Source organism: Microbacterium azadirachtae (assembly GCF_000956505.1).
Classification (GTDB): Bacteria; Actinomycetota; Actinomycetes; order Actinomycetales; family Microbacteriaceae; genus Microbacterium; species Microbacterium azadirachtae_A.
Genome location: NZ_JYIX01000017.1, coordinates 1 through 24,327, shown reverse-complemented (window position 1 = coordinate 24,327; position 24,327 = coordinate 1). Strand labels below are relative to the sequence as shown.

Annotated in this window: 17 protein-coding genes; 10 read left to right on the top strand and 7 right to left on the bottom strand. The window is 71.4% G+C overall.

The features are described 5' to 3' along the window. The first annotated feature begins 22 nt into the window (after positions 1–22). On the top strand, positions 23–1,072 hold the full coding sequence (locus RS86_RS01055; protein ID WP_045270352.1) for a lipoyl protein ligase domain-containing protein: 1,050 nt from the start codon (positions 23–25) through the stop codon (positions 1,070–1,072). Further along, positions 1,069–2,067: a DNA-methyltransferase gene (locus RS86_RS01050; protein ID WP_235281557.1), complete on the top strand. Its 999-nt coding sequence runs from the start codon at positions 1,069–1,071 to the stop codon at positions 2,065–2,067. The genes RS86_RS01055 and RS86_RS01050 overlap by 4 nt, the downstream gene beginning before the upstream one ends. Before the next feature lie 147 nt (positions 2,068–2,214). Here the strand turns inward: RS86_RS01050 and RS86_RS01045 are convergent, their stop codons facing one another. Further along, the gene (locus RS86_RS01045; protein WP_045270351.1) at positions 2,215–3,111 is read right to left on the bottom strand and encodes a LysR family transcriptional regulator; all 897 of its coding nucleotides are present in this window, start codon (positions 3,109–3,111) and stop codon (positions 2,215–2,217) included. Between the two features lie 263 nt (positions 3,112–3,374). Between RS86_RS01045 and RS86_RS01040 the strand changes: the two genes are divergently transcribed. Continuing rightward, on the top strand, positions 3,375–6,851 hold the full coding sequence (locus tag RS86_RS01040) for a bifunctional proline dehydrogenase/L-glutamate gamma-semialdehyde dehydrogenase (protein ID WP_045270350.1): 3,477 nt from the start codon (positions 3,375–3,377) through the stop codon (positions 6,849–6,851). 204 nt (positions 6,852–7,055) lie between these two features. Here the strand turns inward: RS86_RS01040 and RS86_RS01035 are convergent, their stop codons facing one another. After that, positions 7,056–8,531: a carboxylesterase/lipase family protein gene (locus tag RS86_RS01035; RefSeq protein WP_045270363.1), complete on the bottom strand. Its 1,476-nt coding sequence runs from the start codon at positions 8,529–8,531 to the stop codon at positions 7,056–7,058. 41 nt (positions 8,532–8,572) lie between these two features. Beyond that, positions 8,573–9,139: a TetR/AcrR family transcriptional regulator gene (locus tag RS86_RS01030; RefSeq protein ID WP_045270349.1), complete on the bottom strand. Its 567-nt coding sequence runs from the start codon at positions 9,137–9,139 to the stop codon at positions 8,573–8,575. A gap of 164 nt (positions 9,140–9,303) precedes the next feature. Between RS86_RS01030 and RS86_RS01025 the strand changes: the two genes are divergently transcribed. Continuing rightward, positions 9,304–10,611, top strand: coding sequence for an MFS transporter (locus RS86_RS01025; RefSeq protein WP_045270348.1), 1,308 nt, complete (start codon positions 9,304–9,306; stop codon positions 10,609–10,611). Between the two features lie 62 nt (positions 10,612–10,673). Then, positions 10,674–12,218 (top strand): carboxylesterase/lipase family protein, encoded by a 1,545-nt coding sequence (locus RS86_RS01020; RefSeq protein WP_045270347.1) that lies wholly within the window; start codon positions 10,674–10,676, stop codon positions 12,216–12,218. A 110-nt stretch (positions 12,219–12,328) separates the two neighbouring features. Here the strand turns inward: RS86_RS01020 and RS86_RS01015 are convergent, their stop codons facing one another. Beyond that, positions 12,329–12,928, bottom strand: coding sequence for a TetR/AcrR family transcriptional regulator (locus RS86_RS01015; protein WP_045270346.1), 600 nt, complete (start codon positions 12,926–12,928; stop codon positions 12,329–12,331). A 124-nt stretch (positions 12,929–13,052) separates the two neighbouring features. Here RS86_RS01015 and RS86_RS01010 point away from each other — a divergent pair, with 124 nt between their 5' ends. Beyond that, positions 13,053–15,320, top strand: coding sequence for a glycoside hydrolase family 3 C-terminal domain-containing protein (locus tag RS86_RS01010; protein ID WP_045270345.1), 2,268 nt, complete (start codon positions 13,053–13,055; stop codon positions 15,318–15,320). A gap of 374 nt (positions 15,321–15,694) precedes the next feature. Here the strand turns inward: RS86_RS01010 and galE are convergent, their stop codons facing one another. The 3 genes from galE to galT all read right to left on the bottom strand — a co-directional run bounded on the left by galE (position 15,695) and on the right by galT (position 19,429). Further along, positions 15,695–16,672: a UDP-glucose 4-epimerase GalE gene (galE, locus tag RS86_RS01005; protein WP_045270344.1), complete on the bottom strand. Its 978-nt coding sequence runs from the start codon at positions 16,670–16,672 to the stop codon at positions 15,695–15,697. A gap of 105 nt (positions 16,673–16,777) precedes the next feature. Continuing rightward, entirely contained in the window at positions 16,778–18,115 is a 1,338-nt protein-coding gene (gene galK, locus RS86_RS01000; RefSeq protein WP_082076468.1) for a galactokinase, read from the bottom strand. 126 nt (positions 18,116–18,241) lie between these two features. Continuing rightward, the gene (gene galT, locus RS86_RS00995; protein ID WP_045270361.1) at positions 18,242–19,429 is read right to left on the bottom strand and encodes a galactose-1-phosphate uridylyltransferase; all 1,188 of its coding nucleotides are present in this window, start codon (positions 19,427–19,429) and stop codon (positions 18,242–18,244) included. Between the two features lie 192 nt (positions 19,430–19,621). Between galT and RS86_RS00990 the strand changes: the two genes are divergently transcribed. From RS86_RS00990 to RS86_RS00975, 4 genes are all read left to right on the top strand, one after another. Next, positions 19,622–20,593, top strand: coding sequence for a LacI family DNA-binding transcriptional regulator (locus tag RS86_RS00990; RefSeq protein ID WP_045270360.1), 972 nt, complete (start codon positions 19,622–19,624; stop codon positions 20,591–20,593). 529 nt (positions 20,594–21,122) lie between these two features. Beyond that, positions 21,123–22,250, top strand: coding sequence for a Gfo/Idh/MocA family protein (locus tag RS86_RS00985; protein ID WP_045270359.1), 1,128 nt, complete (start codon positions 21,123–21,125; stop codon positions 22,248–22,250). A gap of 8 nt (positions 22,251–22,258) precedes the next feature. Further along, positions 22,259–23,452, top strand: coding sequence for a dihydrodipicolinate synthase family protein (locus tag RS86_RS00980; RefSeq protein ID WP_045270343.1), 1,194 nt, complete (start codon positions 22,259–22,261; stop codon positions 23,450–23,452). After that, complete coding sequence (locus tag RS86_RS00975; RefSeq protein WP_045270342.1) at positions 23,449–24,318, top strand: sugar phosphate isomerase/epimerase family protein; 870 nt, start codon at positions 23,449–23,451, stop codon at positions 24,316–24,318. The genes RS86_RS00980 and RS86_RS00975 overlap by 4 nt, the downstream gene beginning before the upstream one ends. Positions 24,319–24,327 lie beyond the last annotated feature (9 nt).

Here is a 24,327-nt window from a genome sequence, read left to right as displayed (position 1 = left end):
CGCCGCCGCGTAGGCTGGAGCGGTGCACGGTGAGTACAAGGTTCCTGGCGGCAAGCTGGTCGTCGTCGACTTCGAGGTGACGGACGGCGTGATCGCCGACTTCCGGCTGGCGGGCGACTTCTTCCTCGAACCGGACGACGCCCTCGACGACATCAACGCCGCGGTCACGGGGCTGCCCGTCGAGACGGACGCCTCCGCCATAGCCGCGGCCGTGCGCGCCGCGCTTCCCGAGGGCGCTCAGCTGCTCGGGCTCACTCCCGAGGCGGTCGGCACCGCGGTGCGTCGCGCGCTCGTGACGGCGCCCGGCTGGGGCGACTTCGACTGGGAGATCCTGCACGACAAGGCCGTCTCGCCGCGCATGAACCTCGCGCTCGACGAGGTGCTCACCACGCGCGTCGGCGAGGGGCGGCGCCGTCCGACGCTCCGGATCTGGGAGTGGGACGAGTCCGCGGTCGTGATCGGATCCTTCCAGTCCTATCGCAACGAGGTGGATCCGGAAGGGGCCGCGAAGCACGGCTTCGACGTCGTCCGCCGGATCTCCGGCGGCGGCGCGATGATGATGGCCGCGGGCCAGATCATCACCTATTCGCTGTACGTGCCGGCGTCGCTCGTGCAGGGCATGACGTTCGCCGACTCCTATGCGTTCCTCGACGACTGGGTGCTGCAGGCGCTGCGCTCGCTCGGCATCGACGCGATCTATCAGCCGCTCAACGACATCGCCGGTCCGAGCGGCAAGATCGGCGGCGCCGCGCAGAAGCGCCTCGCGAACGGCGGCGTGCTGCACCACGCGACGCTCTCGTACGACATCGACGGCCAGATGATGACCGAGGTGCTGCGCATCGGACGCGAGAAACTGAGCGACAAGGGCACGGCGTCGGCGGCCAAGCGGGTGGATCCGCTGCGCAGCCAGACCGGCCTCAGCCGTGCCGAGATCATCGAGCGGTTCAAGGACACGTTCCGCGGCATCACGAGGGCCGAGGACGGCGCGATCGCCGCCGACGAGTACGAGGCCGCGGAGGAGCTCGTGCGCACGAAGTTCGCCACCGAGGCCTGGCTGCACCGGGTTCCGTGAGCGACGGGGCTGAAGCTGCTCCGGCCGTTGAGCCCGTCGGACCTCCCGCCGCACCCGAGGTCCGTGCCGGATCCGTCGAGATCGTGCACGGCGAGGCGCTCGACGTGGCGAGGACGCTGCCGGACGGATCCTTCACGCTCGTCTACCTGGATCCGCCGTTCAACACCGGCCGCACGCAGGAGCGGCACGCGGTCTCGACCCGTCGGGCCGATCGTCCGGCGGACGCGATTCAGGACGAAGGCTCCGGAGCCGCGGAACCCGAGCCTGTTTCGGCGCCTTCTGCGCCATCGATCCTGAATTCGGAACGCCCCCGCGAGGTCAATCACGGCTTCCACGGCCACCGGTACGAGCGGGTGCGCGAGCTGCTGCACGCCTACGACGACCGCTTCGACGACTACGGCGACTTCCTCATGCCGCGCCTCGAGGAGGCGTGGCGGCTGCTCGCCGACGACGGCACGCTCTACCTGCACCTCGACTACCGCGAGGCGCACTACGCCAAGGTCATGCTCGACGCGGTGTTCGGCCGCGACTGCTTCCTGAACGAGCTCATCTGGGCCTACGACTACGGTGCCAAGCCGCGCACCCGCTGGCCCACGAAGCACGACACGATCCTGGTCTACGTGAAGACGCCGGGCGGGCATGTGTTCAACGTCGACGACATCGAGCGCGAGCCGTACATGGCGCCGAGCCTCGTGAGCGCCGCCAAGCGCGAGCGCGGCAAGCTCCCCACCGATGTGTGGTGGCACACGATCGTGCCGACCACGGGGCGCGAGAAGACCGGCTATCCCACGCAGAAGCCTGAGGGGATCCTGCGCCGCATCGTGCAGGCGTCGAGCCGTCCCGGCGACCGGGTGCTCGACCTCTTCGCCGGCTCCGGCACCACGGGCGCCGTCGCCTCCGCGCTCGGCCGGGACGCCCTGCTCGTCGACGTGAGTCCGGAGGCCGTGCGGGTGATGCGCCAGCGGATCCCGCACGCGAGCGTGCGCGCGGGCTGACCCCCTCCGGGGTCGTTGAGCGCCCTTCGACAGGCTCAGGGACCGGCCGCAGGCGACCGAGACGCCCTTCGTCTCGTCGCTGCGCTCCTCGCTCAGGGACCGGCTCATGGATCGGTCCCTGAGCGAGCGAAGCGAGACGAAGGGCGCTCAGCGACGCCGTCGGGGCCGGCGATGCTGAGCGAACGCCTGCGCCAGGGCGCCGCGGACGGCGCCGATCGCCTCCGAGGCGCGGGCGGACTCGCGCACCGCCGTGAACACCTCGCGCACGGGGGATCCGGGCAGCTCCGACAGCGTGACGTGCGCGGGGGCGTCGCCCCAGATGAGATCGGGCAGCATCCCGACCGCGTGGCCGGACTCGATGAGCCGCACGTGCGCCGTCAGATCCGCCGCCTCGAAGCGCACGTCGGGTTCGAAGCCCGCGGCGCGGCACTGCTGCACGGCCCACTGCCGTGCAGCGGATCCGATCGGCTCCATCACCCAGGCGCGCTCCCGCAGCCGGGGGAGCGAGACCGCGTCCTCGCCGGGAGGCAGGACGAGGCGGATCGGGTCTTCGCCGATCAGCTCGTGCGCGTTGCCCGCGTGCCGCTCGCGGGTGTGGCCGGGATACTGCTCGGCGATCACGAGGTCGAAGCGGCGGGCGGTCAGTTCGAACAAACCCTCCTCGGGCGGCGCCTCGGTCATCTCGACGCGCAGGTGCGGGTGCGACGCGGCGACGGCGGTGAGGGCCGCAGGGACGATGGTCTCGGCGGCGGTCGGCATCGCGCTGATCCGCACCGCTTCGGCGGGTGCCTGGCTGAGCTCCTGCCTCGCCTGTTCGTCGAGCTCGAGGGCACGAGCGGCGTGCGCGGCGAGCACCCGTCCCTCGGCCGTCAGCCGGATCCGCCGCCCATCCGGTTCGAGCAGGGCGACGCCCGCCTCGCGCTCCAGCAGCGCCAGCTGCTGCGACACCGTGGACGGGCTGTACGCGAGGGAGTGCGCGACCTCCGCGATCGTCCCGCGCAGCGCGAACTCGTGCAGCAGTCGCAGTCTCCGCAACTCGAACATGCTCTCTCCTTGCCTCGTGCTGACCGCGAGACTCCAACTCCGCGACGAGACTGCACTCCATGCGCGCAGTCTCGTCGCCCAGATGGAGTCTCGCGGTCAGGGAACGGGTCGCAAACCATCGAATATATCGAAGATTATCCGTCATGAATGATCGCTTTTCCTGCAGGGAGATCGGATCCATGCTGGGAGCATCCCCGCGCGCGTGCGCGATCCCCAGCGCGCGTGTGCGAACCCAGCACACGGCACCGAACCCACGAGGAACCATGACTGCCAACGAAAGCCCTGTCGGCACCGCAGCCGGCATCGACGATCTCTCCGCCCTCGCCGACGACGCCGTCGCCCTCGTCAAGAAATGGCTCGTGGAGAGCCGTGAGGTTCCCGTCGACGCCGCGGGTGAGCGTCTCGCCGGCGTGCTGCGCGACCCCCACGGCCTCGACTTCACGGTCGGCTTCGTGGACGGCGTCGTGCGCCCGGAGGACCTCAAGGTCGCCGCCGCCAAGCTCAAGGAGCTCGTGCCGCTCACCCCGGGGTTCCTCCCCGCCCCGATGCGCGCCGCGATCGGCCTCGGCGGCGCGACCGCGGGCATGGTCCCCGGCATCGTCGTGCCCGCGGCCCGCACCGTGCTGCGCCAGATGGTGCGCCACCTCATCGTGGACGCCCGCGACGAGAAGCTCGGCAAGTCGATCGCGCACATCCGCGAGACCCAGGGCGTGAAGCTCAACATCAACCTGCTCGGCGAGGCCATCCTCGGCCGCGAGGAGGCCGCGCGTCGCCTGGAGGGCACCCGCCGCCTGCTCGAGCGCGACGACGTCGACTACGTCTCGATCAAGGTCTCGTCGACGGTCGCCCCGCACAGCCCGTGGGCGTTCGACGCCGCCGTCGAGGACGCCGCAGAGGCGCTGCTGCCGCTCTACCGGATCGCGCTCAAGGGCATGCCCGACGGATCCGCGAAGTTCATCAACCTCGACATGGAGGAGTACAAGGACCTCGACCTGACGATCGCGGTCTTCACCTCGATCCTCGACCGGCCCGAGTTCAAGACCCTCGAGGCCGGCATCGTGCTGCAGGCGTACCTGCCCGACGCCCTCGGCGCCATGATCCGCCTGCAGGAGTGGGCCGGGAAGCGCGTGGCCGACGGCGGTGCCCCGATCAAGGTGCGCGTCGTGAAGGGCGCCAACCTGCCCATGGAGACCGTCGACGCCGAGTCGCACGGCTGGCCCCTCGCGACCTGGTCGACCAAGCAGCAGTCCGACGCGTCGTACAAGGCCGTGCTCGAGTACGCGCTGCGCCCCGAGCACGTGACCAACCTGCGGATCGGCGTCGCCGGTCACAACCTCTTCGACATCGCCATGGCGTGGCTGCTCGCCGAGAAGCGCGGGGTGACCGAGGGTATCGAGTTCGAGATGCTGCTCGGCATGGCCTCGGCCCAGGCGCAGGTCGTCAAGCGCACGGTCGGATCCCTGCTGCTCTACACGCCGGTCGTGCACCCGGACGAGTTCGACGTCGCGATCGCGTACCTCATCCGCCGCCTCGAGGAGGGCGCGTCGCAGGAGAACTTCATGTCCGCGGTCTTCGACCTCGACGCGGACCCGAAGCTCTTCGAGCGCGAGAAGGAGCGCTTCCTCGCCTCCGTGCGCAGCATGCCCACCGAGGTGCCGGGCACCAACCGCGTGCAGGACCGCACGGCTCCCGTGGCCCCCGGTCTCACGGACGGCTTCCTGAACGCCCCCGACACGGACCCGTCGCTCGCGGCGAACCGCACCTGGGGCGACGCGATCCGCGCCCGCATGAAGGGCTCCGAGCTCGGCAACGCGACCGTCGAGGCGAACACCCTCGCAACTCCCGAGCAGGTCGACGCCGCGATCTCGGCCGCCGTCGCCGCGGGCGAGGCCTGGCGCGCCCTGGGTGCCGAGGGCCGTGCCGCGATCCTGCACAGGGCCGGCGACGTGCTCGAGGCGCGTCGCGCCGAGCTGCTCGAGGTCATGGGATCCGAGGCCGGCAAGGTCATCGAGCAGGGCGACCCCGAGGTCTCCGAGGCGATCGACTTCGCGCACTACTACGCGGAGAGCGCGAAGGACCTCGCCGACGTGGATGGCGCGATCATGCAGCCGGTCGGGCTGACGGTCGTCACCCCGCCGTGGAACTTCCCGGTCGCGATCCCGGCCGGATCCACCCTCTCGGCGCTCGCCACCGGATCCCCGGTCATCATCAAGCCCGCCCGTCAGGCCCGCCGCTCCGGCGCGGTCATGGTCGAGGCGCTGTGGGAGGCCGGCGTGCCGCGCGAGGTGCTGCAGTACGTGCAGCTCGACGGCCGCGACCTGGGCACGAAGCTCGTGAGCGACCCGGCCGTGGGCCGTGTCATCCTCACCGGCGGCTACGAGACCGCCGAGCTGTTCCGCGGCTTCCGCCAGGACCTTCCGCTGCTCGCGGAGACCAGCGGCAAGAACGCGATCATCGTCACGCCGTCCGCCGACCTCGACCTCGCCGCGAAGGACGTCGCGTACGCCGCGTTCGGCCACGCCGGCCAGAAGTGCTCCGCGGCGTCGCTTGTCGTGCTCGTCGGATCCGCCGCGAAGTCCGAGCGGTTCCGTCGTCAGCTCGTCGACGCCGTCCGCGCCTACGACGTGGGCGAGCCCAGCAACGGCTCCAACCGCATCGGCCCGCTGATCGGCCCGGCCGAGGGCAAGCTTCTCGGCGCCCTCACCACCCTGCACGCGGGCGAGAGCTGGCTGCTGCAGCCGGAGAAGCTCGACGACGCAGGACAGCTGTGGCGTCCGGGCATCCGCGACGGCGTCAAGCGCGGATCCGAGTTCCACCGCGTCGAGTACTTCGGCCCGGTTCTCGGCATCATGACCGCTGACTCGCTGACCGAGGCGATCGACGTCGTCAACGACATCGACTACGGCCTCACCTCGGGTCTGCACTCGCTCGACGAGGACGAGATCCAGACGTGGCTGGCCGCCATCCAGGCGGGCAACGTCTACGTCAACCGCGGCACCACGGGCGCGATCGTGCAGCGTCAGCCGTTCGGCGGCTGGAAGAAGGCCGCCGTCGGCGCCGGATCCAAGGCGGGCGGCCCGAACTACCTCGTGGGCCTCTCGGAGTGGACCGATGCTCCCGTTTCCTCGACGCGCGAGCTCGACGCGCTCGCGACCGGTGCGGTGGGCGCGCTGGCGGCCGCGGGCGACGCGGACGCCGACATCGCCTGGCTGCGCTCCGCGCTCGCCACCGACATCGACGCGTGGGCCGACGAGTTCGGCGTCGTGCGCGACGCGACCGGCCTCACCACCGAGCAGAACGCTCTGCGCTACCAGGCCGTGCCGGTCACGGTGCGCTTCGAGGGCACCCGCGTCGCTGAGCTCGTCCGCGTCGTGGCTGCCGGCCGCCGCGCCCGTGCGCGGGTCACGGTCAGCACCGCGACCGCGCTGCCGGCTGCCGTCGCGACCTGGCTCGGAACGCAGGACGTCACGGTTGCGACCGAGGACGCCGCTGCCTGGGCTGCGCACGCGCAGCGCCTCGCGGCACGCGATGGACGGGTGCGTCTCATCGGCGCCGCCGCGGCCGAGACCGCCGCTGCCGTGAACGGCTCGCCGAGCCTCGCGCTGTACGCGAACCCGGTGGTCGCCGCGGGCCGCGTGGAGATCCTGACCTTCCTGCGCGAGCAGGCGGTCTCGGTCACCGCGCACCGCTTCGGCACCCCGCACCGCTACGAGATCCCGCTGCTCGACCCGATCGCCTGATCGGATCCGGGGCGCAGGCCCCGCATCGACCCGAACCCGCCGTCCCGCTCCCTGGGGCGGCGGGTTCGTCCTGTCTTCTCGGGGTCGTCGAGCGAGCACGGCCGAAGGTCGAGTGAGACGAAACGCGGCGCTCTCGCGAGATACCGCGTTTCGTCTCGGTCGCCCTGCGGCGTCCTCGCTCAACGACCCCGGGGGGAGGCCGGCTTACGCCAGGGGCAGTGCTCCGTCGTAAGCGGTCGCCGACAGGGCGGGCTCGGCGGGGCCGGCGCCGAAGACGCGGGAGAGGCCCGGATCGGTGCGCCACTGCGGCCAGCCGGGATCGCCGTCCTCGACGAACCGGACGGCGGTGGTGTGCATCTCCGTCGCGAGGTGCTGCGGCGGGGTGGGGCCGGCCAGGCCCTCCACGAACGGATCGTCGAGCACGTCGAACCAGAACGGCACGTCCAGGCAGTGGCACGACCAGCCCTTCGCGGGGGAGACCCAGGCGAAGCGGTAGGCCCAGGTGGGGGCGTCGCCCCGCGCCTGCGCGACGCGCACCACGAGTGCGCGGAACACCCGGTCCGTCACGAATCGTCCGAGCAGTGCCGGGGTGCCGAGGCGGCGCTGCGGCCCGTTCGCGGCGAGGTAGGCGCGACGCACGCCCCGATCCCGGCAGAGCAGGGTCAGCGCCAGCGCGGCGGGGATGAACCGCAGCACGCCGGGAGCATGGTCCATGGTCATGGTGAACTCGTCGTCGGTCGCGCCGAGCAGCAGAGGCTTGTCGGCCCCGATCCCCGCCTGCAGTGCCGCGACCGCCGGACGCGGCACGACCTCGCCGTCGGCGACGGGCCCCCAGGGCAGCCCGTCGGCGAGCGGGGCGAGCAGGGCCTTCAACCGTGTCGCGCCGAGCAGCGCGGCCTTCGGCTGCGCGCGTTGCAGGGTGCGCTCCGGCACCGTGCGGAAGCCGGCGGCATCGGGCGCGCAGCCGAGCAGGACGCCCAGGGCGCGCGTGCGGCGCGATGCCAGCGCCGGGTCGATGTCGGCCAGAGCCGGGGAGAAGGCCATCGCCGCGTGGAACAGGTGCTGCGCGCGCTCGAGGCCCAGCAGGGTCAGCACCGCGCCCGCCCCGGCGGACTGCCCCGCGATCGTCACGCGAGAGGGATCCCCGCCGAACGCCGCGATGTTCCGCTGCACCCACTCGAGTCCTGCGATCCAGTCCAACACGCCGCGGTTCGCGGGGGCGCCGGGCATCAGGCCGAAGCCGTCGAAGCCGAGCCGGTACGACACGGTCACGGTCACCACGTCGTCGCGGTTGAACGCGGCGCCGTCGTACCAGGGGCTCGCGGGGGAGCCGTCGACGTAGCCGCCGCCGTGGATCCAGACCATCACCGGACGGGATCCCTCGAGCGACGGCGTGAACACGTTCACGTTCAGCGTCGCGGCGCCCGGGATGCTGGGCTCGGGGATGAGCGTCTCGCCCTTGTCGCCGCGCTGCGCGGTGGGCCCGAACGCGGTCGCGTCGCGTACCTCCGTCCACGGCTCGGGCGGCTCCGGTGCGGCGAAGCGCCGTTCGCCCACGGGGGCTGCGGCGAACGGGATCCCGAGGAACGCCGCGGAGGCGTCCGGTGTGCCGGGCTCGCCCCGCCAGAATCCCCGGACGGAACCGGAGTCGGTCTGGGCGAGAGGGGCGTCGTCGGTCACCCGATCAGCGTATCCGGCGCCGTCGTCGTCGACCTCGGGCGTCACGCCCGCAGCAGCACGAAGAACCGGTCGATGTCGGCGGCCATGTCGATGGTCGGATCCAGGATCCAGGCGTTCTGCAGGCCGTCGGCGAGGGCGTGGCCGGCGCGGATGATCCACTCGATGTCGAGATCGGCGCGGATGCGGCCCTCCCGCTGGTCCGCGAGGAGCGCCTCGCGGGCGACCGCGTGCACGGCCGAGGTGCGGTCGAGGAAGAACCCGCGGGCCGGGTGCTCGGGGTCCGCGGCCTCGGCGGCGAGGCGCGTGTAGAGCTCGACGAGTCCCGGCACATCGGCGTTGTGCCGCACCACCTCGAGGAAGGACTCCGTGAACTCGAGGTCGTCGAACCGCTCGGTGTCGTGGGCGTCGCGGGCGCGGAGGATCTCGACGAAGAGCTCCTCCTTGGTGCCGAAGTAGTGCAGGAGACCTGCGGGGCTGAGGCCCACGGCGTCGGCGATCTCGCGCACCGAGGCGTTGCGGTAGCCGCGCCGGCCGACGATCTCGAGCGCCGCTTCGAGGATCTCCTCGCGCTTGACGACGCCCTTCGCGTACGCACCCCGTTTGGCCATGGGGCCAGAATATCCGGCCGTCACGAAACATGAACAATCTGTGGCTTTCGAGTCTCAAAAGCCTTGCACCGTTCGTGTTTCAGTGCGACAATCGTCCCGGATATAGAAACCAAACAGGATTTGGTATTCACGTCCGCACCCGATCTGCTCGATGAGGAGCCCTCATGACCATCACCCCTCCCGATCCCGCCGCCGGGATCGCGCCGACCGGACTCATCCGCGCCGAGGCCCCCGCTGCGGGGGATCCCGCAGCGAGCCCGCCCGCCACGAAGCGGCTGCTGCCCGGTCTGCTGGCCGCTTCGCTGACGCTGTTCGCGACCTATGGCGGGCTCATCGCGATCCTGCTGCCTTCGCAGATCGCGGTTCTGGATCCCGCGCACAAGGTGCAGAACCTGGCGATCGTCACGACGACCTCGTTCGTCTTCACGCTCTTCGCGCAGCCTCTCGCCGGCGCCTTCAGCGATCGCACGCGGTCGCGGTTCGGCCGCCGTGCGCCGTGGATGGTCATGGGTGCGCTGGTCGGCGGCATCCTGCTGTTCGGCATGGGATCCCTCCAGGACGTCTTCTGGATCACGGTGTTCTGGGTGGCGATCCAGGTGGCTCTGAACTTCCTGCAGGCGCCGCTCACCACGATCACGGCCGACCGCTTCCCGCGCGCCAAGCGCGGCGGTGCGAGCGCCATGATCGGTCTCGGCACCCAGCTCGGGATGACGGTCGGCGTCATGATCGCGGCCGCGCTCGGCGCGCAGATCGGCATCGGCTACTCCGTCTTCGGCATCGCCGTGATCGTCGTCACCGTGCTCTTCGTCGTGTTCAACAAGGACTGGTCCTCGAAGAACGCCGCGGTCGCGCCGTTCCGCTGGGGCCCGTTCTTCCGCGGGTTCTGGATCAACCCCCGCAAGCACCCCGACTTCGCCTGGGCGTTCGCGGCCCGCTTCCTGCTGATCCTCGGCTACTTCGCCGTCACCGCCTACCAGCTGTACCTGCTGACCGACTACATCGGGATGTCGCTGGCCGAGGCGCAGGGCGCCACCCTCACCCTGACCCTGATCCCCCTGGTCCCCACGATGGCGGCGATCGCCCTCTCCGGCTGGTGGAGCGACAAGGTGGGACGCCGCAAGGTGTTCATCTACGCGGCGACCGTCGTGATGGTCATCGGGCTGTCGTTCCCGCTGATGATGCCGAACATGACCGGCATGATCATCATGAGCGTCGTGAACGGCATCGGCTTCGGCCTGTACATGTCGGTGGATGCGGCCCTCATGACCGAGGTGCTTCCCAGCGAGGGCACCGACGCCGGCAAGGACCTCGGCATCCTCAACGTCGCCACCAACATCCCGCAGGCGCTCAGCGCCCCGATCGCCGCCGTGATCATCGGATCCTTCGGCGGATACCCCATGCTGTTCGTGTTCGCGATGGTGTTCGCCGTGCTCGCGGCGATCGTCACCGCGCCGATCAGGAGCGTCAAGTAGCACCTGCCTCGGCGGGCGAGATCAGCCCCGTCCTGGCGCCACCCTCCACGAAAGGACTCCCGATGGAGAACACCCAGACCACGTCCGCCGGCGCGGGCGCCGCCGAGGCCGCTGCCGCGGATCACCCCGAGGTGCAGACCAGTGCGGGCCGCGTGCGCGGACGCTGGCGCGAAACCACGGCCCCCGGATCCGGCCCGCGCGGGAACCTCCGTTCCGCGGCGTTCCTCGGCATCCCGTTCGCCGAGGCGCCGGTGGGCGAGCTGCGCTTCGCGGCGCCCGTGCCGAAGGCCCCGTGGCAGGGTGTGTTCGATGCCGCCGCGTTCGGTCCCACCGCGCAGCGGGGCGATCCCGGCGTGACGCTCATCCCCGAGCCGAGCGTGCCGGGGGAGTCGACGCTCAACGTGAACGTCTACACGCCGAGCCCTGAGCCGGCGACCGGTGCCGGACTGCCCGTGCTCGTGTACATCCACGGCGGCGGGTACTTCGCCGGGTCTCCGGCGAGCCCCTGGTACGACGGGCGCAACTTCACCCGCGACGGCGTGGTGACCGTGACGCTCTCATACCGGCTCGGTTTCGACGGCTTCGGGTGGATCCAGGACGCACCGTCGAACCGCGGCGTGCGCGATTGGCTGCTGGCCCTGGAATGGGTGCAGCAGAACATCGCGGCTTTCGGCGGGGATCCGGCCAGGGTCACGATCTCCGGGCAGTCGGCCGGCGGCGGAGCGGTCATGACCCTGCTCGGCATGGAGAAGGCGCAGCACCTGTTCCACGGCGTCTACGCGATCTCCGGCGCCCTGGCCGACGTCTCGGCGGCCCGCTCGGAGGAGTTCGGCCGCCGCCTCGCCGCCGAGCTCGGCGTCGCGCCCACGCGCGCGGGTATCGGCGCGCTGAGCGAGGAGCGCATCCTCGAGGTCCAGAAGAAGCTCACCGCCTTCGACGGCGGCGACATGGGCGACATCGTCGAGAACGGGCTGCCGCTCGGGCCGTCCGTCGATGGCGATCTCATCCTGCGGCCCACGCCGGAGTCGTTCCGCGAGGGCGTCGGATCCGACAAGCCGCTGGTGCTCGGTGCCACCGATGACGAGTTCACGATGGCCACGGCCGATGCCGGCAAGGCCATGGCGCTCGTGCCGAAGGGGATGCTGCTCGGCAAGCTCGGCGTGCCCAAGGAGGCGCGTGCTCCTTACCTCGCGGCAAACGCCGACGTGGTGGCGAAGGGCAAGGCGCGCCTGGCGGGCCGCGTGCTGACCGACCGGATGTTCCGCGTCGCGATCCTGCGGATCGTGGCGGATCGGGGCGCTGCCCCCACCTGGGTGTATCGGTTCTCGTGGCCGTCGGGGCACTTCGGCTTCGCCGAGCACTGCCTCGACGTGCCGTTCTTCTTCGACGGCCTGGACGGCCCCGCGATGGAGCCGCTCGCCGGCCCGAACCCGCCGCAGGCCCTCGCCGACGAGGTGCACGCCGCCGCCGTCGCGTTCATCGCGGACGGCGATCCCGGCTGGGCGCGGTACGGCGCGGCGAAGATCGCGCGCGTGTACGACACCCCGTCCCGGGAGGAGGCGGACGCGTACGCCTCGGTGCGCCCGCTGCTCGCCACCGGTCGTTGAGCGCCCTTCGTCTCGCTGCGTTCGCTCAGGGACCGAGCTATGGACCGGTCCCTGAGCGCCCTTCGTCTCACTGCGTTCGCTCAGGACCGATCCGCTGGCCGGGTTGGCGGTCAGCGCCGATCGGGCGCCCGCATGAGGTCGAACAGCGTCTCGATGAGCACGACCATGTCGAGCTCCGGTTCGACGAGCAGCTGCATCTGGGCGCCGTCGGACACGGCCTGCAAGAGCCGCGCGGCGAGCATCGGGTCGATGTCGTCGCGGATCATGCCCTCGCCCTGCGCGTCGGCGATGGTCCCGGCCCAGCGCTCGCGGAGGCCGGCGCTGCGCTCGGCGAAGAACGCGCGGGACGGGTGCTCGGGGTTCGCGGCGTCGGCCGCGAGGCGGGTGAACAGTTCGACGAGCCCCGGCACGCGTGCGTTGTGCCGGACGATGTCGAGATAGCCGTCGCGCATCTCCTCGAGCGTCGCGGCATCCACGGCGCCGGAATGGCCCGCCATGTCGACCTCGTCGCGCGTGCGCAGGATCTCGACGAACAGCTCGTCCTTGCTGTCGAAGTAGTGCAGCAGGCCCGCCTGGCTGAGTCCGACCTCGTCGGCGAGCTCCTTCACGGAGGCGCCGTGATAGCCCTCGCGGGCGACCACCGCAAGAGCTGCGCGCAGGATCTCCTCGCGCTTCGCGATCCCCTTCGCATACGAACCTCGTCGTGCCATGACCCGAGACTATCCCGGCGTCGTGCTCCTGCATCCAAAAACCGAGTAACGCTTGCTTTCTGTTCCAGAACCTGATCGACTGGCCCTGCCCGTCACCCGTGAGTCGTCCACGAAGGAGTCGACAATGACATCGCCCCGCGATCACCTGCCCGAGCTCAGCACCGAGGAGAAGGCCTCTCTCACGAGCGGCGCCGACTTCTGGACCCTGAAGTCCATCGACCGCATCGGCGTGCCGTCGATCATGGTCACCGATGGCCCGCACGGCCTGCGCAAGCAGGCCGCGGACAGCGATCACCTCGGCCTCAGCGAAAGCGTTCCTGCCACCTGCTTCCCGCCGGCGTCCGGACTCGGAGCCGCCTTCGATCCCGAGCTCGCCGAGCGGGTCGGCGTCGCGCTCGGTGTCGAGTCCGCGATCGAGGACGTCGCCGTCATCCTCGGCCCCGGCATCAACATCAAGCGCTCGCCGCTGTGCGGGCGCAACTTCGAGTACGTGTCGGAGGATCCGATCGTCTCCGGCGTCATCGGCGCGGGACTCGTGAAGGGCATCCAGTCGCAGGGCGTGGGATCGTCGCTCAAGCACTTCGCAGCCAACAACCAGGAGTTCGAGCGGATGACCGCGTCGAGCGACGTCGACCCGCGGCCGCTGCGCGAGATCTACCTGCGCGGCTTCGAGCGCGTCGTCAAGGACGCGCAGCCGTGGACCGTGATGTGCTCGTACAACAAGATCAACGGCGTCTACGCCTCCCAGGATCCGTGGCTGCTCACGCAGGTGCTGCGCGACGAGTGGGGCTTCGAAGGACTCGTCGTCTCCGACTGGGGCGCGGTGAACGACCGCGTCGCGGCGCTCGTCGCGGGCCTCGATCTGGAGATGCCGGGCAGCGACGGCGGTCCCGACCGCGCCGTGGCCACGGCAGCGGGCTCCGACCCGGCCGTCGCGGCCGCGCTGGACGCCTCGGCCGGGCGCGTGCTCGACCTCGTCGGCCGCGCTCAGGCCCGCCCCGCCGTCGCCGGCCCGCTCGACGTCGATGCGCACCATGCCCTGGCCCGTGAGGCCGCAGGACGCGCGATCGTGCTGCTCAAGAACGACGCGGTCGACGGTGCGCCGCTGCTCCCGCTCGCCGAGAGCGCCTCGATCGCGCTGATCGGCGAGTTCGCCCGCACCCCGCGCTTCCAGGGCGGCGGCTCCTCGCACATCAACCCGACCCGCGTGGACTCCGCGCTCGACGCCCTGACCGAGGCCGCCGGAGACCGGGTCGCGTTCGCGCCGGGCTTCGCGTTCGACGCCGCGGCCGAGGGGCAGGACGCCCTCCGCGATGAGGCCGTGGCGCTCGCCGCTTCGCGCGACGTCGCCGTGGTCTTCCTCGGCCTCACCGACGCGGAGGAGTCCGAGGGCTTCGACCGCGACCACATCGACCTCGCCGCGCACCAGCTCGCACTGCTCGACGCGGTCGTGGCGGCGAACCCTCGCACGGTCGTCGTGCTGTCGAACGGCTCGGTCGTGGCACTGCCCTTCGCCGACCGGGTGCCCGCGATCCTCGAGGCGTGGCTGCTCGGTCAGGCCGGCGGATCCGCGACCGTCGACGTGCTGCTCGGCGCGGTGAACCCGTCGGGCCGCCTCGCCGAGACGATCCCGCAGCGCATCGAGGACACCCCGGCGTTCGGCAACTTCCCCGGCTCGAACGGGCACGTGCGCTACGGCGAGGGCATCTTCGTGGGCTACCGCTGGTACGACGCCCGCAACATGGCGGTGACCTACCCGTTCGGACACGGCCTGTCGTACACGTCCTTCGCGTACGGCGCGGTCTCCGCCGAGGCCACGCCCTCGGGCGACATCGCGGTGACCGTCCCCGTGACGAACACCGGATCCCGCGACGGCCGCGAGGTCGTGCAGGTCTACGTCGCGCCCGTCGCCTCCGCCGTGGAGCGCGCCCCTCGCGAGCTCAAGGCGTTCGCGTCGGTCGAGATCGCCGCGGGAGCCACGGCCGACGTGGTGCTGACCGTGCGCCGCGAGGATCTCGCGTACTGGGACATCCGGGTCGACCGCTTCGTCGTCGAGGGAGGCGCCTACCGCGTCGAGGCCGCGGCGTCGAGCCGCGACCTGCGCGGATCCGCCACGGTCGACGTCGTCGGCGACGCGGTCCTGGTGCCGCTCACCCCCGAGTCCACGCTCGCCGCGGTGTTCGCGCACCCGGTCGCCGGTCCGATGGTCGCCGGTGCGTTCGCCGCTCTCCAGGAGCAGTTCGGCGGCGAGGGCGACGGCATCATGTCGGGCGAGGCCATGGCGAAGATGATGGGCTCGTTCCCGATCGGACGCCTCCCCGCATTCGGCTGGGGCCTGGACCGCGACGGCGTGGACCAGCTCCTCACCGCCGCGAACGCCCCGCAGGGCTAGTCTGCGGCTTTTGCAGTACGGGACGCGGTCTCTCTTCGGGGAGGCCGCGTTTCGTGTTGAGGGTGGGTGCGTTCCCCGAAGGCACGGGAACCTGCCGACGCGATCCGCCAGTGCACGGGATCCTGCCGAGCGCACGGGGTCTTGGCGTCACGGAGCCGTGTACTCGGTAGCAACCGGTGCACTCGGTGAACAGCTCATGCGCGATGCCGCCGGGTGCACTGGATCCTGCCCAGTGCACGGGATCCTGCCGGGTACACGGGATCCTGCCGACGCGATCTGCGAGTGCACCGGATCCTGCCGAGCGCACGGGCTCTTGACGTCACGGAGCCGTGCGCGGGCAGCGAGCCGTGCACTCGGCGAGGAGTGTCCGGAGCTCAGCCGGCGTTGCGGCGGGCCTCCCAGCCTGAGCGCACCATCTCGTCGACCGTGTGACGCATCCGCCAGTCCAGGTCGCGCGCGGCGAGCTCGCCGGTCGCGACGATGCGGTCGGGGTCGCCGGGGCGGCGCGGGCCGATCTCGGGCGTGAAGGCGATGCCGGTCACGCGCGCCATCGCGTCCATGATCTGGCGCACCGAGAGCCCGTCGCCGGATCCCAGGTTGTACGCCGCCTCGATCGGCTGCCCCGCGATCATGCGCTGGGCCGCGGCGACGTGGGCGAGCGCGATGTCGTCGACGTGCACGTAGTCGCGCACGTTCGTGCCGTCCTCGGTGGCGTAGTCGCCGCCATTGATCCGCGGAGTCTCGCCGGCGAGCAGCTTCTCGAACACGATCGGGAAGAGGTTGTGCGGGCTCACGTCGTAGACGGACGGATCCGCGGATCCGACCACGTTGAAGTAGCGCAGCGAGGTGTGGACGAGCGGGTTCTCGGATCCGGCCGTCGCGACGGCCTCGTCGCGCAGCAGCCACTCGCCGATGAGCTTGGACTCGCCGTAGGGGCTCGCCGGACGCTTCTCCGTGTCCTCCACGACGAGGGGCACGTCGGGCGTGCCGAACACCGCGGCGCTCGAGGAGAAAACGATGTTCGCGACGCCGGCGGCTGCCATCGCCTCGAGGATCACGCGAGTGCCCTCGACGTTCTGCGCGTACGTGTGCAGCGGCCGCTGCACCGAGACCCCGGCGTACTTGTAGCCGGCGACGTGGATCACGCCCTGCGCCTCGTGGTCGCGGAGCGTGCTCTCGACCAGCTCCCGGTCCAGGATGCTGCCCCGCACGAAGGCGGCGCCCTCGGGCACGAAGGAGGCGACTCCGCTGGAGAGATCGTCCAGGACGACCGGCGTAAGACCGGCGTCCGAGAGCGCGCGCACGACGTGCGATCCGATGTAGCCGGCGCCGCCGGTGACAAGCCAGGACATGGGTCTCCTTCCGCCACGCGGATGCGCGGGGTCTCATTCTTCCGGGGCTTCGCTGGGGGATCCCCGGGCGGATCCGGATCCGGCCCGGGGACGGATCCGGCGCGCTCAGACGTCGCGACGCGGGCCGGCTGACGGCGTGACCGTGAACAGGTGCGGCGCGGCGAAGCCGGCTGTGGCGAAGGCGGCGCGCACGGCTGCCGACACCTCGGGCACCGCGTCGCGCTCGACGAGTGCGATCGCGGCGCCGCCGAAGCCGCCGCCCGTCATGCGCGCGCCGAGCGCGCCGTGCGCGAGGGCGACGTCGACCGCGGTGTCGAGTTCGGGGATCGAGATCTCGAAGTCGTCCCGCATGGAGGCGTGCGACGCGACGAGCAGGTCGCCGATCGCGCGCGGACCGTGCGCGGCGAGGGCGGCGACCGTGTCGAGCACGCGCTGGTCCTCGGTCACGACGTGCCGCACTCGGCGGAAGTCGACGTCGTCGAGCAGTTCCGCGGCGCGCGGCAGATCCGCCTCGGTCACGTCGCGCAGCGCTGCCACCCCGAGCGCGGCGGCCCCGCGCTCGCAGGATTCGCGGCGCGCGCGGTAGCCGCCCGTGGAATGCGCGTGCTTCACGCCCGTGTCGATCACGAGCACCTCGAGCCCCGCCTCGGCGAACCCGAGCGGGATCGAGCGGGTCTCGAGCGAGCGGCAGTCCAGGAACACCGCGGCGTCGGACCGCCCGAGCATCGACGCCATCTGATCCATGATCCCGGTGGGGGCGCCGACGGCCTCGTTCTCGGCACGGCGACCCGCCTGCGCGAGCGCCACCGGATCCAGTCCGAGGCCCCAGAGCTCGTTCAACGCCGTGCTCGTCGCGCCTTCGATCGCCGCGGATGACGACAATCCCGCCCCGACCGGCACGTCGGAGGCGATCGCGATGTCGACGCCCGCGAAGGTGCCCGCGGCCCACGCGGGTACCAGCGCGCGCAGCGCCCAGGCGACGCCGAGGGGGTACGCCGCCCATTCGGGCACGGCGGATGCCTGTTCCTCGACGGCTCCGGTGGCCGCCGCCCCGGTGGCCGCGCGGCGGGTGCGGTCGGCTGGGAACAGTACCTCGAGGTCGTCGAGCGCGACCTCGACCGGTTCCGTCGCGAACGTGGAGGCGACGCGGATCCGCCCGTCGGTGCGCAGCCGTGCGGCCGCCGCCGTGCGGTGCTGGATCGCGAAGGGCAGCACGAACCCGTCGTTGTAGTCGGTGTGCTCGCCGATGAGGTTCGCGCGCCCCGGCGCCGACCAGACGCCCGCAGGCTCGGATCCGGTCAGTTCGCGGAACAGCGCCCCCGCGGCGGCGACGGCGGAGGGGGCGATCGCGGCAGCAACCGTGGTGTCGCCGGCGGCGGACGGGGCGCCACCGCTGGCCGCGCTTGCGGCGTCGGAGGGGGCTGCGGTGCGGGCAAGGGTCATCGGGTCTCCTCGGGAGGGTCAGTCTGCCGACCGTGTCCCACTTCTGGCGGGGTCATGTCCCATATTCGGCGGCGAAAGTGCCGATTCCAGAGCCAAAAGGGGGACACGGTCGGAAAAGCAAACAGATCAAGCGGTCGGGGTGGGGACGGACGCGATCGCGTCCCTCAGGCGCGCGGCGGCGTCCTCGGGGAGGATCTCCGCGGTCCACGCGGACATCGCGGATTCGGATCCGGCCAGGAACTTCAGCTTGTCGGCGGCGCGGCGCGGGCTGGTGAGTTCGAGGCGCATCCGGATCCCGTCGCGTCCGACGTGCACGGGCGCCTGATGCCACGCGGCGATGTACGCGGTGGGGGTCTCGTAGAGCGCATCCACCCCGCGCAGCAGGTTCAGGTAGAGCGGGGCGAGCTCGTCGCGCTCGGCGTCGTCCAGCGCGGAGAAGTCGGGCACGTGGCGGTGCGGCAGCAGCTGCACCTCGAGCGGCCAGCGCGCGGCGAACGGCACGTACGCGGTCCAGTGCTCGCCCTGCAGGACGACGCGCTCGGAGCGCTGCTCGGCGTCCAGGATCCGCTCGAACAGGTCGGCGCCGGTGCGGGCGATGCTCTCGCGCAGCCGCTGTGTGCGCGGCGTGACGTAGGGGTAGGCGTAGATCTGCCCGTGCGGGTGGGGGAGGGTCACGCCGATCGCCTCGCCGCGATTCTCGAACGGGAACACCTGCTCGATGCCGGGCAGGGCGCTCAGTGCCGCGGTGCGGTCGGCCCAGGCCTCGATCACGGTGCGCGCGCGGGTGACGGACTGGGTGCCGAAGGATCCGGCGTGCTCTGGGCTGAAGCACACGACCTCGCACCGGCCCACGCTGGTGCGGGTGCGTTCAAGCCCGATCGCTTCGAGGTCGTCCAGGCCCCGTGGCGGATCCACTGCCTCCGGGGCGGTACCCGCAGCCTCGGCGAGGGCGGGACCGAACGACGGGGAACGGTTCTCGAACACCGCCACGTCATAGCGCGACGGCACCTCTGAGGGATTCGTCGCGGACTGCGGCGCGAGCGGATCCGCGTCCGCGCTCGGCATCATGACCCGGGTCTGGCGCTTCGTGGCGAACGTGATCCAGTCGCCGGTGAGCACGTCCTGCCGCATCGTCGCGGTATCCGGGCGCGGGTCCAGCGTGCGGGCGTCGATCGAGCGCTCGGCGGGGAGGGTGGATCCGGCGTCGTCGTAGTAGATGAGGTCACGGCCGTCGGCGAGGTGCGTGGCGCGCTTGACCACGCCGGCGGAGAGCGCGGTGGTCTCGGCTGCGACGAACTCGGGAGCGATTTCCATGTTCACGTAAACACGATAGGGCACGCGGCGTGATAGCGTCAACAATCCTGAGGTCGGTACACGCGGGACCGGCGGGTGAGAGGCGGGCCGATGCCGAAGCGCGACGACGGGCTCGAGGAGCTGCGGCGAGTCGAGAGCGGGACGCCGTCCGCCCCCGTGCGTCGCGGACCGAAGCCGACCGGGCGCGTGTCCATGGCGATGGTCGCCGCGCGCGCCGGAGTGTCGGGGCAGACGGTCTCGCGGGTCGTGAACGACAGCCCGCGGGTGGATCCGGCCACGCGCGAGCGGGTCGAGGAGGCCATGGCCGAACTCGGCTATCGCCCGCACCGTGCTGCGCGGGCCCTCCGCACCGGCCGCTCCGAGACCCTCGGCGTGGTCGCGCAGACTCTCGCCACGGTCGGCAACTCCGCGCTGCTCCAGGCCGTCGCCGAGGCGGCAGAGGCGCGCGGGTACGCGCTCGCGGTGGTGACGCTCGGCTCGGCGGGGCGGATCGCGGAGGCCTTCGACCGGTTGCACGATCAGGGCGTGGACGGGGCGATCGTGCTGAACGAGGCCTCGGTGCTTGCTCGCGACGCGGATCCGGCCGGGCTCGCACTCGTCGTCGTGGACGCCCCCGCCGATCCGCGATTCGCCGTCATCGGCACGGACCACGCGGCGGGCGCCCGGGCAGCGACCGCGCACCTGCTCGACCGGGGCGCGACGACCGTGCATCACCTCGCGGGGCCCGAGGGCTCGTTCGCCGCCGCGGAGCGCGAGCGCGGCTGGCGGGAGGAGCTCGCGGCGCGGGGACTCCGGATCCCGGATCCGCTGCGCGGGGACTGGAGTGCGGGATCGGGCCACGATCGCGGCGGAGTGCTCGCCGCCGATCCGACGGTCACCGCGGTCTTCGCCGCAAACGATCAGATGGCGCTCGGCCTGTTGCGCGCGCTCGCCGACGCCGGCCGCGCGGTTCCCGAGGATGTCGCCGTCCTGGGCTTCGACGACATCGCCGACGCCGCCGAGTTCCGTCCGCCGCTCAGCACGATCCGGCAGGACTTCGCCGCGCTCGGCGAGCTGGCCGTGCGCCTCGTCGTCGACCGCGTCGAGGGCCGCGATGCTCCGGATCCCGCGCTGCTCGCCCCCGCCCTGCTCGCCCCTGCCCTGATCCGCCGAGCGAGCGCCTAGCCTCCCGGCTCTCCCTCTCTCCACTTTTCCTCTCTCCGCTTTCAGTCGTCCCTCTGAGCGGAGCCTCCGGCGTCCGCTGATGGGGACGACTCGAGAGTGGGGGATGTCCCACCGTGCCCCGGGTGCTCCCACCTCTGAGTCGTCCCCGTGAGCGGACCCTATGGCGTGCGCTCACGGGGACGACCCCGAATGTGTGGGGGTGGTCCCACCGTGCCCCGGGTGCTCCCACCTCCGAGTCGTCCCCGTGAGCGGGCCCCATGGCGTGCGCTGATGGGGACGACGCGGAAGTAGGGCGGCACCTAGTCCGTGCGTGGCCCCTTGCGGCGGGTGGATTCTCGTGTCACCATAGTTTGGAAAGCGCTTACCAACGCGAACAACGCAAGGGCGAGCCCGCAACTGCGCAGCCACAGCAAGACCAGCGACACCAGCAACATCGCACGCACACGCAACCGGCGAGGCCACGAGGGCCGCCGAGGCAAGGAGAGGGGACACCGTGTCCGAGACGAACACCCGCGAGATCGGCATCATCATGAACGGCGTCTCCGGGCGCATGGGCTACCGCCAGCACCTGGTGCGCTCGATCCTCGCGATCCGCGAGCAGGGCGGCATCGAGCTGCCCGACGGCAGCCGCGTCACGGTGAAGCCGATCCTCGTCGGCCGCAGCGCGCAGAAGCTCGCCGAGCTCGCCGCCAAGCACGGCATCGAGGACTGGACGACCGACCTCGACGCCGCGCTCGCGGATCCGCAGTGGGAGATCTACGCCGACTTCCTCGTCACCAAGGCGCGTGCGAGCGCGATCCGCAAGGCCATCGCCGCGGGCAAAGCGATCTACACCGAGAAGCCGACTGCGGAGTCCGTCGAGGAGGCGCTCGAACTGGCCCGCCTCGCCCGGACCGCCGGCGTCAAGACGGGCGTCGTGCACGACAAGCTCTACCTTCCCGGTCTGCAGAAGCTCAAGCGCCTCATCGACTCCGGCTTCTTCGGACGGATCCTCTCCGTCCGCGGGGAGTTCGGCTATTGGGTGTTCGAGGGCGACTGGCAGCCCGCGCAGCGCCCCAGCTGGAACTACCGCACCGAGGACGGCGGCGGCATCATCAGCGACATGTTCCCGCACTGGAACTACGTGATGGAGAACCTGTTCGGCGAGGTCAAGAGCGTCTACGCACAGGCGGCGGTGCACATCGCGGACCGCTGGGACGAGAACGGCGAGCCCTACACCGCCACCGCCGAGGACGCCGCGTACGGCATCTTCGAACTCGAGGGAGGCATCGTCGCCGAGATCAACTCCAGCTGGACCGTGCGCGTGAACCGCGACGAGCTGGTCGAGTTCCAGGTCGACGGCACGCACGGATCCGCCGTCGTGGGCTTGTTCGGCGCCAAGATCCAGCACCGCAACGCCACCCCGAAGCCGGTGTGGAACCCCGACCTCGCCGACGCGCACGACTACGACGCGGACTGGGCCGAGGTGCCCGTGAACGACGTGTTCCTCAACGGCTTCCGCCAGCAGTGGGAGGAGTACCTCGCGTCCTACGTGCTCGGCACCGACTACGCGTTCGACCTGCTCGCGGGTGCCAGGGGCGTGCAGCTCGCAGAGGCGGGACTGCAGTCCTCCGCCGAGGGTCGCAAGGTCGCGCTGCCCGCGCTGAGCCTGGACTGAGGCCGGCCATGACGACGATCCGCCTCCTCGCGGCCTCGGGGGAGACCTCCGACGCCGCCCTGAACGACTCCGGCGCATACGCCCGTCCTGTCGCGTCGCTGCAGAGCCGCGTCGCCTACGCCGCGGCGCACGTCGTGCCCAAAGCGCATGCCGACAACACCCCGGGGCGGCCGGCCGACATCGACTGGGACGCCACGCTCGCGTTCCGCCGGAACGTGTACTCGTGGGGCCTCGGCGTCGCCGACGCCATGGACACCGCGCAGCGCAACATGGGGCTCGATGCGGCGGCCACCCGCGAGCTCATCGCGCGCAGTGCCGAGGTCGCGCGGGAGGAGGGCGGATCCGTCGTCGTCGGCGTCAACACCGACCACGTCGACGAGGAGCGCATCCCGCTGCAGCGGGTGATCGACGCCTATGTCGAGCAGCTGCACTTCACCGAGGAGCAGGGCGCGGGTCCCGTGCTCATGGCCTCGCGCCACCTCGCCCGCGTCGCGGAGTCGCGCACCGATTACCTGCGCGTCTACGCCGCCGTGCTGCAGCAGGCGACCACCCCGGTCGTGCTGCACTGGCTCGGCACCGCGTTCGACCCGCAGCTCGAGGGGTACTTCGGATCCGGTGACTGGCGCGACGCGTCCGGCACGCTGCTGCGGATCATCGCCGAGAACCCGGGCAAGGTCGCGGGCGTCAAGATGAGCCTGCTGAACGCCGAGTCCGAGATCACAGTGCGCGCGCAGCTTCCGGAGGGCGTGCGGATGTTCACCGGCGACGACTTCAACTATGTGGGGCTGATCGGCGGGGACAGCCTGAACTCGGTTCCTGAGCGAGCGAAGCGAGACGAAGGACACTCCGACGCGCTGCTCGGCGCGTTCGCGGCGATCACCCCGGTCGCCTCGGCGGCGATCCAGGCGCTCGACGCGGGGGATCCGGCCCGCTATCTCGAGATCCTGGGCCCGACCGAGGAGCTCAGCAGGCAGGTCTTCGCGGCGCCCACGTTCTACTACAAGACCGGGGTCGCGTTCCTGGCCTGGCTGAACGGGCACCAGCCCGCGTTCCAGATGGTGGGCGGGCTGCACTCCGCGCGCAGCCTGCCGCACCTCAGCCGCATCGTCGAGCTCGCGAACGCGTCTCTCGCCCTCGAGGATCCGGAGCTCGCGCGGGAACGGTGGCACGGGATGCTGCGTCTGAACGGAGTGGACGCATGAGCGCTGTCGTGGATCCCCGTCTCTCGATCAACCAGGCCACGATCAAGTACGCCGACCTGGCCACCGCGCTCAGGGTGACCGCCGAGGCGGGCGTGCAGGGCATCGGCCTGTGGCGCGAGCCCGTGAACGAGGTCGGCCTCGACGTCGCCACGCGGATGCTCACCGACTCCGGGCTGCGCTTCACCACGCACTGCCGCGGAGGGTTCTTCACGCTGCCGGATGGGCTGGAGCGGCGCGCGGCTCTCGACGACAACCGGCGCGCGATCGAGGAGACCGCGACGCTCGCCGCCGCGGGGGCCGAGGGATCGACCGCCGTGCTCGTGCTCGTCGCCGGAGGGCTGCCCGAGGGCTCACGCGACCTGATCGGCGCGCGGGAGCGGGTGCGCGACGCGATCGGCGAGCTGTCGGCCGACGCGGCCGCCGCGGGCGTGACCCTCGCGATCGAGCCGCTGCACCCGATGTTCGGATCCGACCGCTGCGTCGTCTCCACGCTCGGGCAGGCGCTCGACATCGCGGCCGACTTCGACCCGGCCGTGGTCGGCGCGGCGGTCGACACCTTCCACATCTGGTGGGATCCGCAGGTGCTCGACCAGATCGCCCGTGCCGGACGCGAGGGGCGCATCGCGACCTACCAGGTGTGCGACTGGAAGACGCCGCTGCCCGCCGACGTGCTGCTCAGCCGGCACTACCCGGGCGATGGCGTCATCGACTTCGCCTCGCTCACGCAGGCCGTGGTCGCGACCGGCTACGACCGCGACATCGAGGTGGAGATCTTCAACGCCGACATCTGGGCGCAGGATCCCGCCGAGGTCGTGCGCCGGACGGCCGAGTCCTTCACCGCCACCGTCTCCCCCCACCTGGTCTGACTCTTCGTC